General features: G+C 47.0%; 9 protein-coding genes and 1 tRNA gene. All 10 read right to left on the bottom strand.

The annotated features are described in order from the left end of the window. Nucleotides 1-61: 61 nt before the first annotated feature. Nucleotides 62-4,297: a DNA-directed RNA polymerase subunit beta' gene (rpoC, locus tag EST55_RS05545; protein ID WP_129496773.1), complete on the bottom strand. Its 4,236-nt coding sequence runs from the start codon at nucleotides 4,295-4,297 to the stop codon at nucleotides 62-64. 72 nt (nucleotides 4,298-4,369) lie between these two features. Then, nucleotides 4,370-8,398, bottom strand: coding sequence for a DNA-directed RNA polymerase subunit beta (rpoB, locus tag EST55_RS05550; RefSeq protein WP_129496774.1), 4,029 nt, complete (start codon nucleotides 8,396-8,398; stop codon nucleotides 4,370-4,372). A gap of 216 nt (nucleotides 8,399-8,614) precedes the next feature. After that, the gene (gene rplL, locus EST55_RS05555; protein WP_053953118.1) at nucleotides 8,615-8,992 is read right to left on the bottom strand and encodes a 50S ribosomal protein L7/L12; all 378 of its coding nucleotides are present in this window, start codon (nucleotides 8,990-8,992) and stop codon (nucleotides 8,615-8,617) included. Nucleotides 8,993-9,045: 53 nt separating this feature from the next. After that, on the bottom strand, nucleotides 9,046-9,564 hold the full coding sequence (gene rplJ, locus EST55_RS05560; RefSeq protein WP_088769013.1) for a 50S ribosomal protein L10: 519 nt from the start codon (nucleotides 9,562-9,564) through the stop codon (nucleotides 9,046-9,048). Between the two features lie 248 nt (nucleotides 9,565-9,812). Beyond that, entirely contained in the window at nucleotides 9,813-10,508 is a 696-nt protein-coding gene (gene rplA / locus EST55_RS05565; RefSeq protein WP_053953120.1) for a 50S ribosomal protein L1, read from the bottom strand. A 3-nt stretch (nucleotides 10,509-10,511) separates the two neighbouring features. Next, nucleotides 10,512-10,940 carry a 50S ribosomal protein L11 gene (gene rplK, locus EST55_RS05570; RefSeq protein ID WP_011233603.1) on the bottom strand — a complete coding sequence of 143 codons (429 nt, stop codon included), beginning with the start codon at nucleotides 10,938-10,940 and terminating at the stop codon, nucleotides 10,512-10,514. A gap of 137 nt (nucleotides 10,941-11,077) precedes the next feature. After that, complete coding sequence (gene nusG / locus EST55_RS05575; RefSeq protein WP_088769014.1) at nucleotides 11,078-11,617, bottom strand: transcription termination/antitermination protein NusG; 540 nt, start codon at nucleotides 11,615-11,617, stop codon at nucleotides 11,078-11,080. 3 nt (nucleotides 11,618-11,620) lie between these two features. Continuing rightward, complete coding sequence (secE, locus tag EST55_RS05580) at nucleotides 11,621-12,001, bottom strand: preprotein translocase subunit SecE (protein WP_088769016.1); 381 nt, start codon at nucleotides 11,999-12,001, stop codon at nucleotides 11,621-11,623. Nucleotides 12,002-12,046: 45 nt separating this feature from the next. After that, nucleotides 12,047-12,123, bottom strand: a tRNA-Trp gene (locus tag EST55_RS05585). Nucleotides 12,124-12,253: 130 nt separating this feature from the next. Next, a complete protein-coding gene (tuf, locus tag EST55_RS05590; protein WP_088769004.1) occupies nucleotides 12,254-13,438 on the bottom strand; it encodes an elongation factor Tu in 1,185 nt (394 codons plus the stop codon). Nucleotides 13,439-13,503 lie beyond the last annotated feature (65 nt).

Below are 13,503 nucleotides of genomic sequence, written 5' to 3' on the forward strand. Positions count from 1 at the left end.
AAAGAAGCCAGCACTATAATCAGTACTGGCTTCTGTACAAATAGGCTAAAAGCGTATTTGTTTATTCAGCAGAATCGTCTTTTGGCGACTCATTTCCTGCGTTAAGAGCGTCCGCTAACTGTTGCTCAGCTTGCTCTGCAGTCATTGTCGGAGCTTCTTCAACGTCCAGTTCTTCTACACGACGTTGCATACGCTCTTTGTGATACGAGTAACCAGTACCAGCCGGAATTAATCGACCCACAATAACGTTTTCTTTCAAGCCGCGCAGGCTGTCTTTGCGTCCACCAACGGCCGCTTCGGTCAGGACACGAGTTGTTTCCTGGAACGATGCCGCAGAGATGAACGATTCTGTCGACAGTGACGCTTTGGTAATACCCAACAGCTGACGTTCGAAGGTTGCCGGCGTTTTGCCTTCCGCTTCCGCTTTTGCGTTCGCTGCCAAGACTTCCGCCATTTCAACCATTTCGCCTTCCAGCAAGTTGGTATCGTTTGCGCGCAGAATTAACGCTTTACGCAGCATCTGACGAACAATCGTTTCAATGTGCTTATCGTTAATTTTAACACCCTGTAAGCGATAAACTTCCTGAACTTCGTTCACAATGTAGTTCGCTACAGCGCTTACGCCACGCAGACGCAGGATATCGTGTGGTGCCTCTGGACCATCAGCAATAACCTCACCTTTCTCAACCTGTTCACCTTCGAACACGTTAAGCTGACGCCATTTCGGAATCATTTCTTCGTGCTGATCACCACCGTCGTTAGGTGTGATGATTAAGCGACGCTTACCTTTCGTTTCCTTACCGAACGAGACCGTACCCGTCTTCTCTGCAAGAATCGCAGGTTCTTTCGGGCGACGTGCTTCGAACAAGTCAGCAACACGCGGAAGACCACCGGTAATGTCTCGAGTTTTCGAGCCTTCTTGCGGGATACGCGCCAAGGTATCACCGACTTTTACTTCGGCGTTATCTTCAAGGTTAATGATTGCGTTACCTGGCAAGAAGTATTGCGCAGGGATATCGGTACCGGCGATGTTAACATCGTTACCTTTGCCATCAACCAGCTTAACCATTGGACGCATATCTTTACCGGCACTGGTACGCTGACCTGTTTCTAGCACAACGATGCTTGAAAGACCGGTGAGCTCGTCGGTTTGACGCGTCATAGTAACGCCATCAATTAAGTCGACAAATTTGATACGGCCTTCCACCTCGGTAATGATTGGGTGCGTATGCGGGTCCCAGTTAGCAACGGTTTCGCCGCCTTCAACTGCGTCGCCTTCACCTTTCTTCAAGACCGCACCGTAAGGCACTTTATAACGCTCGCGCTCACGACCGTATTCGTCAATAAGTGTCAACTCAGTTGAGCGAGAAGTAATTACATGCTCTTTATCGCTGTTTACAACCCACTTAGCGTTGTGCAGTTTGATACTACCTGAGTTTTTAACCTGTACGCTGTTTTCAGCTGTTGCACGCGATGCCGCACCACCAATGTGGAAGGTACGCATGGTCAGCTGTGTACCCGGCTCACCTATTGACTGTGCCGCAATAACACCGACCGCTTCACCTTGGTTAACCATGTGGCCACGAGCCAAGTCACGACCGTAACAGTGCGCACAAACACCAAAGTCTGTGTCACAGGTAATAACTGAGCGAACTTTAACTTCATCGATAGAGTTTTCTTCGAGAATGTCGCAATTCTTCTCGTCAAGCAGCGTATTACGCGGTAACAGCACGTCTTCGCTACCTGGCTTAAGAACGTCGTCACATAGAACACGACCTAAAACACGTTCACGCAATGGCTCTACAACATCACCACCTTCAATCAATGGCTTCATTGTCAGACCGTCGTGTGTACCACAGTCTTCTTCCATGATAACGACGTCTTGAGAAACATCGACCAGACGACGAGTCAGGTAGCCTGAGTTCGCTGTTTTCAATGCGGTATCGGCAAGACCTTTACGAGCACCGTGCGTCGAGATGAAGTACTGGAGTACGTTCAAACCTTCACGGAAGTTCGCAACGATAGGGGTTTCGATGATTGAGCCATCTGGCTTAGCCATCAGACCACGCATACCGGCCAACTGACGAATCTGCGCGGGGCTACCACGAGCGCCTGAATCAGCCATCATGAAGATAGAGTTAAACGATGCTTGCTCTTCTTCTTTACCGTCTTTATTGGTGACAACTTCTTTCGACAAGTTATCCATCATCGCTTTCGAGACTTTCTCGTTAGCTGTGGACCAAATATCGATAACTTTGTTGTATTTTTCACCAGCGGTTACCAAGCCAGACTCGAACTGTTCCTGAATTTCAGCTACTTCTTCTTCCGCAGCAGCGACAATTTCTTTCTTCGCTTCAGGAATAACCATATCGTTGATACCAACCGATGCGCCTGAAACCATTGCATAATGGAAACCGGTGTACATGATTTGGTCAGCAAAAATAACCGTGTCTTTCAAGCCCAGGTTACGATACGCCTGGTTCAGCATACGTGCGATTGGCTTTTTACCCATAGCCTGATCGATAAGCTCAAACGGCAAACCTTCTGGCATAATTAGCGACAACAATGCACGACCTACGGTGGTATCACGTACCGCAGTTTTCGTCGTACGGTTACCGTCTTCGTCAGCGGTTGTGTCCGTAATACGTACTTTAACGCGTGAATGCAGTTCTACATCACCATTACGGTAAGCTTTTTCAGCTTCAGACGGGCTCTTGAAGACCATGCCTTCGCCTTTACCGTTGATCTTCTCTTTGGTCATGTAATAAAGACCCAGTACAACGTCCTGAGAAGGCACGATGATTGGATCACCACTTGCTGGTGAAAGCACGTTGTTGGTGGACATCATCAACGCACGCGCTTCTAGCTGAGCTTCCAACGTCAGCGGCAAGTGAACAGCCATTTGGTCACCGTCAAAGTCGGCGTTATATGCCGCACAGACCAATGGGTGTAGCTGAATCGCTTTACCCTCAATCAGTACCGGTTCGAACGCCTGAATACCTAAACGGTGAAGTGTTGGCGCACGGTTAAGCAATACCGGGTGCTCTTTGATGACCTCATCCAGAACGTCCCAAACTTCTGCGGTTTCGCGCTCAACCATTTTCTTAGCTGCTTTAATGGTTGTTGCTAAGCCACGGCGCTCCAATTTGCCGTAGATAAACGGCTTGAACAGCTCCAGAGCCATCTTTTTAGGAAGACCACACTGGTGTAAGCGGAGCTTAGGACCTACGGTAATAACCGAACGACCTGAGTAGTCAACACGTTTACCCAGCAGGTTCTGACGGAAACGACCTTGTTTACCTTTGATCATATCAGCCAAAGACTTCAGAGGACGTTTGTTGGAACCAGTAATAGCACGACCACGACGACCGTTATCTAATAAGGCATCAACCGCTTCCTGCAGCATACGTTTTTCGTTGCGTACAATAATATCCGGAGCAGCCAAGTCTAATAGGCGCTTCAAACGGTTATTACGGTTAATAACGCGGCGATACAAGTCGTTCAAATCAGACGTAGCAAAACGACCACCATCCAATGGTACCAACGGACGTAAGTCTGGTGGTAGAACAGGCAGTACTTTCAGAATCATCCATTCTGGTTTGTTGCCAGACATTTGGAAGGCTTCTAACAGTTTTAAACGTTTGCTGATTTTCTTACGCTTGGTTTCAGAGTTAGTTTCTGGTAACTCTTCGCGCAAGGTTTGGATTTCAGCGTCAATGTCGACAGCTCGCAGTAAATCAAGTACCGCTTCGGCACCCATTTTCGCATCGAACTCGTCGCCATGCTCTTCCAATGCGTCTAGGTATTCTTCTTCTGTCAGAATCTGACCTTGTTCTAAAGACGTTAAACCGCCTTCGGTAACAACATAAGATTCAAAGTAAAGCACCCGCTCAATATCACGCAAGGTCATATCCAGCATAAGGCCGATACGAGATGGCAATGACTTCAAGAACCAGATATGTGCCACTGGGCTTGCTAGCTCAATGTGACCCATACGCTCACGACGCACTTTGGTTAAGGTGACTTCAACGCCACACTTCTCACAAATAACACCGCGGTGTTTCAAACGTTTGTACTTACCACACAAACATTCGTAGTCTTTTACTGGACCAAAAATACGCGCACAGAATAACCCGTCACGCTCTGGTTTGAACGTACGATAGTTAATAGTTTCTGGCTTTTTGACTTCACCATACGACCAACTACGGATCATATCTGGCGAAGACAAAGCAATACGAATTCCGTCAAATTCGTCTGCTTGATTCGTCGGCTTTAAAAGCTTCAACAAGTCTTTCACGATTTATCTCCTGTCGGAGTTCAACCTATGGGGAGTGAACATCACTCCCCCAGTAATTCCAGCAACAGACGCTTAGTTCTGTTCCAGCTCGATATTGATGCCCAGAGAGCGAATTTCTTTCAACAATACGTTGAACGACTCTGGCATACCCGCTTCCATTTGCAGGTTGTTGTCGACGATGTTTTTGTACATCTTCGTACGACCGTTTACGTCATCCGATTTAACCGTCAACATTTCCTGCAAGGTGTATGCAGCACCATATGCTTCTAATGCCCAGACTTCCATTTCACCGAAGCGCTGACCACCAAACTGTGCTTTACCACCTAATGGCTGCTGAGTTACCAAGCTATAAGAGCCGGTAGAACGAGCGTGCATCTTGTCATCGACCAAGTGGTTCAATTTCAGCATGTACATGTAACCGACGGTTACATCACGCTCAAACTTCTCACCCGTACGGCCGTCAAACAGTGGTATCTGACCTGACTCAGGTAAATCCGCCAGTTTCAGAAGCTCTTTAATTTCTTCTTCAACCGCACCATCAAATACCGGTGTTGCGGTTGGCAGGCCTGCTTTCAGGTTACCTGCTAAGCGCATCACTTCGTCATCAGAGAACTCACTGATGTCGACTTTCTGACGGCATTCACCTAAGTCATAGACTTGCTGTAAGAAGTCACGCAGATCTTTCATTGCGCGCTGTTGCTTCAGCATCTTGTCTATTTTGCTACCAATACCGCGAGCCGCCATACCCAAGTGTGTTTCCAACACCTGACCGATGTTCATCCGCGATGGTACACCCAGAGGGTTCAATACGATATCGACCGGGTTACCTTCATCATCGTGAGGCATATCCTCAACAGGAATGATAGTAGAGATAACACCTTTGTTACCGTGACGACCTGCTAACTTGTCACCCGGCTGAATGCTACGCTTAACCGCCAAGTAAACTTTTACAATCTTCAGTACGCCAGGCGCTAAATCATCACCTTGAGTGATTTTACGGCGCTTGTTTTCGTACTTCGTATCGAAATCATCGCTGATTTGCTGGTATTGCTCTGCAATCTGCTCTAACTGTGCTTGCGCATCTTCAGAACCTAAGTCCTGAGTTAGCCAGTTTTTACGATCAATACTCGCTAGCTTCGCTTCGTCGAAACCATTCGCAAGCAACAAGTTGCGTGCACGGTTATAAATACCTTCTTCAAGAATTTTAAACTCTTCGGTCAGGTCTTTCTTAACCTTCGCCAGTTGCATCTCTTCGATAGCAACTGCGCGTTTATCTTTTTCAACGCCATCGCGAGTAAAGACTTGTACGTCAATAACGGTACCGTTCACACCGTTAGGAACGCGTAACGAACTGTCTTTAACGTCCGACGCCTTCTCACCAAAGATTGCTCTCAAAAGCTTCTCTTCTGGCGTCAGCTGCGTTTCGCCTTTTGGCGTTACTTTACCAACGAGGATGTCGCCGCCTTTAACTTCGGCACCAACATAGACAACACCAGCCTCATCAAGCTTACCAAGCGCTGATTCACCGACGTTTGGAATATCTGAAGTGATTTCTTCAGCACCCAGTTTGGTATCACGGGCAACACAGTTCAGCTCTTGAATGTGGATAGTGGTTAAACGATCTTCTTGCGCTACGCGCTCAGAAATAAGGATTGAATCCTCAAAGTTGTAACCATTCCACGGCATGAACGCGACACGTAGGTTTTGACCCAGCGCCAATTCACCTAAGTCTGTCGATGGACCATCTGCCAATACATCGCCACGCGTTACCGGCTCACCTGGATTAACCGTTGGTTTTTGGTTAATACACGTGTTTTGGTTAGAGCGTGTGTACTTAGTTAAGTTGTAAATGTCGATGCCCGCTTCGCCCGGCACCATCTCTTCTTCATTTACCTTAACAACGATACGGCTTGCATCGACATAGTCGACGACACCACCACGTTTCGCGACAACGGTAACGCCCGAGTCAACTGCGATAGTGCGTTCGATACCAGTACCGACTAACGGCTTGTCTGCACGTAACGTTGGTACTGCCTGACGTTGCATGTTTGAGCCCATCAATGCACGGTTCGCATCATCGTGTTCAAGGAATGGGATCATGCTTGCTGCAATTGACACAATTTGCTGAGGAGCAACGTCCATATACTGAACTTGCTCTTTACTCATCAATGTAAATTCGTTTTTGTGTCGGCAAGGCACTAAGTCTTCGGTTAACTCACCTTTGTCGTTAAGCGCTACGTTCGCCTGAGCGATAACATAGTTGCCTTCTTCAATCGCTGACAAGTAGTCAACTTCGTCCGTGACTACACCGTCTTCAATACGACGGTAAGGTGTTTCCAGGAAACCGTACTCGTTCGTTCTGGAGAAACTCGACAATGAGTTAATCAGACCGATGTTCGGACCTTCCGGGGTTTCGATTGGACACAAACGACCGTAGTGAGTCGGGTGTACGTCTCGAACTTCAAAACCTGCTCGCTCACGCGTCAAACCACCCGGACCTAACGCAGAAATACGACGTTTGTGCGTCACTTCTGACAGTGGGTTGTTTTGATCCATGAACTGCGATAACTGACTTGAACCGAAGAACTCTTTCACTGCGGCACTAATAGGCTTCGCATTGATAAGATCCTGTGGCATGGTATTGTCCAGGTCGCCTAGCGACAAACGCTCTTTAACAGCGCGCTCAACACGAACAAGGCCAACACGGAATTGGTTTTCTGCCATCTCACCTACAGAACGGATTCGACGGTTACCCAAGTGGTCAATATCATCAACTTCATCAAGACCATTTCGGATCTCGATAAGCTTTTTCATAACATCGATAATGTCTTCTTTAGACAGCGTATTATCTCCACTTAGGTCATCACGACCTAAACGGCGATTAAACTTCATGCGACCAACGGTCGACAAGTCATAACGCTCGTCGCTAAAGAATAGGTTATCGAATAACGCTTCTGCTGCTTCACGCGTCGGTGGTTCACCCGGACGCATCATACGATAGATTTCAACCAACGCTTCCAAACGGTTAGTGGTTGAATCCACGCGCAACGTTTCGCTCATGTATGGACCGTGGTCCAAGTCATTCACGAATAGCGTTTCAATTTTCTTAATTCCGGCTTCACTTAACTCCGCAATTAACTCAAGCGTTAATAAGTCGTTTGCATGGCCGATGACTTCGCCTGTTTTCTTATCGGCGTAGTCTTTTGCTAATACTTTTCCGACCATGTATTCAGTCGGCACGTCCATTTCTTTAATGTCGAGTTTTTCTAACTGACGAATATGACGTGCGGTAATACGACGGCCTTTTTCAACCAATACTTCGCCATCGGTACCTTTAATGTCGAACTTGGCAGTTTCACCACGAAGACGCTCCGGTACCAACTCCATCTTGACTTTGGTTTTCAAGATTTCAAAGTAGGTGGTTTCGAAGAACATATCGAGAATTTCTTCAGTGCTGTATTCAAGCGCACGAAGAATAATAGACGCCGGCAACTTACGGCGACGGTCGATACGAACAAACACGTTGTCTTTAGGATCAAACTCAAAGTCTAACCACGAGCCACGATAAGGGATAACTCGTGCGTTATACAGAACTTTACCTGATGAGTGTGATTTACCTTTATCATGGTCAAAGAAGACACCCGGAGAACGGTGAAGCTGAGAAACGATTACTCGTTCTGTACCATTGATAACGAAAGTTCCGTTTTCTGTCATTAACGGAATTTCGCCCATGTACACTTCTTGCTCTTTAATGTCTTTAACCGTTCCGGCTGCTGCTTCTTTATCAAACAGGACCAGACGCAGTTTCACACGCAGAGGTGCTGAGTAGGTAATACCACGAATTTGACATTCTTCAACGTCAAATGCCGGCTCACCCATGTGATAACTGACGTACTGCAGTTCCGCATTACCTGAGTAGCTGGCAATAGGAAAAACCGAACGAAAAGCCGCTTCCAAGCCGTTATTGGCGTCTGGATCGACTTCAATAAATTTCTTAAATGAATCAAGCTGCATAGACAGCAAATAAGGCACTTCTAAGACCTGCGGTCGTTTACCAAAGTCCTTACGAATACGTTTTTTCTCAGAGTAGGAGTACGCCATGGGGTTCCTCAGCTAGCTGATTGATGACCCTAACCAACGAGTGGTTCGATGGTTAAGACAGATGAATCTTTTATCTGTCGATCCCGTGTTGTTTTTGCAAAACTTGTATCCCAACCTCGGGCAAAAATGATACAAGCAATACAGCGCAAAAAGGCTGGTGGTTATTTAACCACCAGCCCAAGGCTCTAAAGAGCCATATTTTGTACAAAAGTCGACTTACTTAACTTCAACTTCCGCACCAGCTTCTTCAAGCTGCTTTTTCAGCTCTTCAGCTTCGTCTTTGCTAACACCTTCTTTGACTGCAACTGGTGCAGACTCAACCATAGCTTTAGCTTCTTTCAAGCCTAGGCCAGTTGCGCCGCGAACAGCTTTGATAGCAGCAACTTTGTTGCTACCAGCGCCTTTCAGCATTACGTCAAATTCAGTTTTCTCTTCAGCTGCTGCTTCGCCGCCTGCTGCTGGACCAGCTGCTACTGCAACTGCTGCAGATGCGTCAACGCCGAATTTTTCTTCAGCTGCTTCGATCAGTTCAACCAGTTCCATTACTGGCATTTCAGCGATCGCGTTTAAGATATCGTCTTTAGTCAGAGCCATTACTCTAAACTCCTGGGTTGATAATTACAAAAAATGGTTAAAAAACCAACGTATTATTTAGCGTCTTTAATTGCTGCCAACGTTCTAACGAACTTGCTAGGTACTTCGTTAACTGTTTTAACGAACTTGCTAACAGGTTCTTTGAAGGTGGCGAGCAATTTAGCCAATGCTTCGTCACGAGTCGGAAGTGAAGCAACCGCGTCCAATTTTTCAGGACCCATGATGCCATTACCGATTGACAGAGCCATTACCTGAAGGTTCTTGTTTTCTTTGCCAAAGTCTTTGAACAAGCGAGCTGATGCGCCCGGTGCGTCCATAGAAAAGCCATAAACAAGAGGTCCTTTAAGTACATCACTCATGTCGTCGAACTGAGTACCTTCAAAAGCGCGTTTTGCAAGAGTATTTCGAACAACTTTCAGAAATACGCCTTGCTCACGTGCTTTTTTACGAAGCTCAGTCATATCGGCAACTTCGATGCCTCGATATTCAGCAACGGTGACGGCTAGCGCATTCGAAGCAACGTCGTTAACTTCCTTAACGATGGCTTTCTTTCCGGCTAAACCAATTGCCACTGATATCACCTCGTTTTCAATTTGGAGCCGAAGCTCCGCGTTACAATTAGGTGGAGTTACCTCCACCGCGTTGTCACGGTGATTCTCTACCCAGAGAGCCTGAGTCGGATATCACCATCTGCGTAGGAAATTAAGTGCCGCTATTCGATACTACTGAAATTCTCGCGGTACACCTACGGTCTTGGACGGGAGCCTTGCTTGTCGCCTTTTGAGCATTACAAACGGCAGCTCCAACCCATAAACCTTAATTAACCAGCGCTGACTGTACCCTGGTCAATACTCACACCAGCGCCCATCGTTGTAGACAAGCTGATGCGCTTAAAGTAAACACCCTTTGCAGAAGAAGGCTTAGCTTTCTTAAGCGCGCCTAATAATGCATCAAGGTTTTCTTTCAATTTCGCGTCATCGAAATCAACACGACCGATTGTTGCGTGAACAATACCGTTTTTGTCGTTGCGATAACGAACCTGACCCGCTTTAGCATTTTTAACGGCTGTTGCAACGTCAGGAGTTACTGTACCTGTTTTCGGGTTAGGCATCAGGCCACGAGGACCTAAGATTTGACCTAATTGACCAACAACACGCATTGCGTCAGGTGATGCTACGACAACGTCGAAGTTCATTTCACCTTTCTTAACTTGTTCAGCTAAGTCTTCCATACCAACAATGTCAGCACCCGCTTCTTTCGCTTTGTCTGCATTGTCGCCAGAAGTAAAGACTGCAACGCGAACGTCACGACCAGTACCGTTTGGTAATACAGTCGCGCCACGAACGTTTTGGTCAGATTTACGAGCATCGATGCCAAGGTTTACTGCAACATCAACGCTTTCAGTGAATTTTGCTGTTGCTAGTTCTTTCAACAGTGCAATTGCTTCATTCACGTCGTAATCGCGGGCTTCAACTTTCTCTGCGATCATGCGAGCGCGTTTTGTTAATTTAGCCATCGATTAGCCCTCCACGTTCAAGCCCATCGCACGAGCAGAGCCGGCGATAGTGCGTACAGCTGCGTCCATGTCGGCAGCAGTCAGATCGGGTTCTTTAGTTTTCGCAATTTCTTCTAATTGCGCGCGAGTTACCGTACCAACTTTCTTGGTATTCGGCTCGCCAGAACCACTTTTAATACCCGCTGCTTTCTTAAGCAAGAAAGATGCAGGAGGTGTTTTAGTGATGAACGTGAATGAACGATCTTCAAATACTGTAATTTCAACAGGAACAGGCGCGCCTTTTTCCAGGCTGTCTGTTTGCGCGTTGAATGCTTTACAGAATTCCATGATGTTTACACCGTGCTGACCCAAGGCTGGACCAACTGGCGGCGACGGGTTAGCTGAACCGGCAGCTACCTGCAATTTGATAATGGCTGATACTTTCTTCGCCATGATTATTACCTCTGTTGTGGGTTTAACGCCTCGTAACTTTTCAGAGCGAAGTTACTCAATCGGCTTCCCGTTAAAAAAGGACGCGAATTATAAGTTAATTCGCGCCGTTGATCAATGCTAGATTGATGATTTTTTGATCACGACTTTTCGATTTGGCCGAACTCTAAATCAACCGGAGTGGCGCGACCGAAAATTGAAACCGAAACGGTCACACGGCTTTTCTCGTAATCAACTTCTTCCACTGTACCGTTAAAGTCAGCAAACGGACCATCTGTAACACGAACCACTTCGCCCGGCTCGAACAATGTCTTGGGCTTCGGCTTGTCTGCTGAGTCTTGTAAACGATCAAGAATAGCGTCTGCTTCTTTCTTAGAAATTGGTGTAGGACGGTCGCTTGTACCTCCAATAAAGCCAAGTACACGCGGAACGCTCTTAATTAAGTGCCATGAATCTTCGTCCATGACCATTTCAACCAAGACATAACCTGGAAAAAATTTACGTTCACTTTTACGACGCACGCCGCCACGCATTTCAACGACTTCTTCCTTCGGCACTAAGATTTCGCCGAATTTGTCTTCCATATTATGCAGCTTGATATGTTCTTTCAGAGATTCCGCAACACGAGCTTCGTAACCAGAAAAAGCCTGTACGACGTACCAACGTTTCTTATCGCTCATAGTTTAAATCTCCAGTCCGGTTAAGAAGCCTACGACACGCACAAGTATTCCATCTAAACCCCAGAGGATTAAAGCAACAATAACGGTCGCTACAACAACAATGAGTGTGGTCTGGGTTGCTTCCTGACGCGAAGGCCAAACGACTTTGCGAACCTCAGTACGACTTTCTTTAGCGAAAGACAAAAACTTTCTACCTTTAATCGTTGTGGAGGCAAAAAAACCTGCCAATGCCACCAATACGACAACACCGATAGCGCGGTAAAGTACTGAGATTTCTTCTGCGTAGTAATGATTTCCGCCGATAGCTACAACTAGCAAGGCGATTGTGATGATCCATTTCAAGCTGTTTAATGAACTGCTCTGCGTCTCGTTATTTGCGCTCATTCTTTAATCCTAATTGCGACCGGTCTTCGCTTTTAACTTAAAATCTGGCAGGGGCGGAGGGATTCGAACCCCCAACCGTCGGTTTTGGAGACCGCTGTTCTGCCAATTGGAACTACGCCCCTAAATAATGTCCTTCACGCTTATCTTACTTGGTGTAGGATTGGACGCGGTATTATACCTAAGACAGCGCTTCGCGCAAGCCATAAAAAAGCCCGGCATAAAGCCGGGCTCTTATACGATACTGAAACCGTATTAGTCGATGATCTTAGATACAACACCTGCACCTACAGTACGACCACCTTCACGGATTGCGAAACGCAAACCTTCGTCCATTGCGATTGGAGCAATCAGCTCTACAACGAATTTCAGGTTGTCGCCTGGCATAACCATTTCTACGCCTTCCGGCAATTCTACTGCGCCTGTTACGTCAGTTGTACGGAAGTAGAACTGTGGACGATAGCCTTTGAAGAATGGCGTGTGACGGCCACCTTCGTCTTTGCTCAGTACGTAAACTTCCGCTTCGAACTTAGTATGCGGAGTAATTGTACCTGGCTTCGCCAATACCTGGCCACGCTCAACTTCGTCACGCTTAGTACCACGCAACAAGGCGCCGATGTTCTCACCTGCACGACCTTCGTCAAGCAGCTTACGGAACATTTCAACACCTGTAACAGTGGTTTTTTGCGTTTCTTTCATACCAACGATTTCACACTCGTCGCCAGTGTTGACGATACCGCGCTCGACACGACCGGTAACAACTGTACCACGACCTGAAATCGAGAATACGTCTTCGATTGGCATGATGAATGGCTTATCGATGTCACGCTCTGGCTCTGGGATGTAGTTGTCAAGCGCGTCTGCTAGCTCAACAATTTTCTTCGCCCACTCTTCGTCGCCTTCCAGCGCTTTCAGTGCTGAGCCCTGGATTACTGGCAGGTCGTCGCCCGGGAAGTCATACTCTGACAACAACTCACGAACTTCCATTTCTACCAGCTCTAACAGCTCTTCATCGTCAACCATGTCACATTTGTTCATGAAGACAACGATGTAAGGAACGCCAACCTGACGTGACAACAGGATGTGCTCACGAGTCTGTGGCATTGGACCGTCAGTTGCCGCTACAACAAGGATTGCGCCGTCCATCTGTGCAGCACCGGTGATCATGTTTTTGACATAGTCAGCGTGCCCTGGGCAGTCTACGTGCGCGTAGTGGCGAGTTGGTGTGTCATATTCAACGTGTGACGTTGAAATAGTGATACCACGCTCTTTCTCTTCTGGCGCGTTATCGATGGCTGCGAAGTCTTTCGCCGCACCACCATAAACTTTTGCCAAAACAGTTGTGATAGCAGCAGTTAGTGTAGTTTTACCGTGGTCAACGTGACCAATGGTGCCGACGTTTACGTGCGGCTTCGAACGTTCAAATTTTTCTTTAGACATTGCAGCCTCTCTAACAAAATTCTTTTGGTGTTTTACCTAAACTTACGTTTGCCTACCAAGGTTTC

The sequence above is a fragment of the Idiomarina sp. 29L genome, assembly GCF_004123135.1.
Taxonomy (GTDB): domain Bacteria; phylum Pseudomonadota; class Gammaproteobacteria; order Enterobacterales; family Alteromonadaceae; genus Idiomarina.

Excerpts from the sequence above, each read along its gene's own strand:
- rplL (WP_053953118.1), bottom strand. The coding sequence starts at position 8,992 with ATGGCTCTGACTAAAGACGATATCTTAAACGCGATCGCTGAAATGCCA.
- secE (WP_088769016.1), bottom strand. The coding sequence starts at position 12,001 with ATGAGCGCAAATAACGAGACGCAGAGCAGTTCATTAAACAGCTTGAAA.
- tuf (WP_088769004.1), bottom strand. The coding sequence starts at position 13,438 with ATGTCTAAAGAAAAATTTGAACGTTCGAAGCCGCACGTAAACGTCGGC.
- nusG (WP_088769014.1), bottom strand. The coding sequence starts at position 11,617 with ATGAGCGATAAGAAACGTTGGTACGTCGTACAGGCTTTTTCTGGTTAC.
- rpoB (WP_129496774.1), bottom strand. The coding sequence starts at position 8,398 with ATGGCGTACTCCTACTCTGAGAAAAAACGTATTCGTAAGGACTTTGGT.
- rplK (WP_011233603.1), bottom strand. The coding sequence starts at position 10,940 with ATGGCGAAGAAAGTATCAGCCATTATCAAATTGCAGGTAGCTGCCGGT.
- rplA (WP_053953120.1), bottom strand. The coding sequence starts at position 10,508 with ATGGCTAAATTAACAAAACGCGCTCGCATGATCGCAGAGAAAGTTGAA.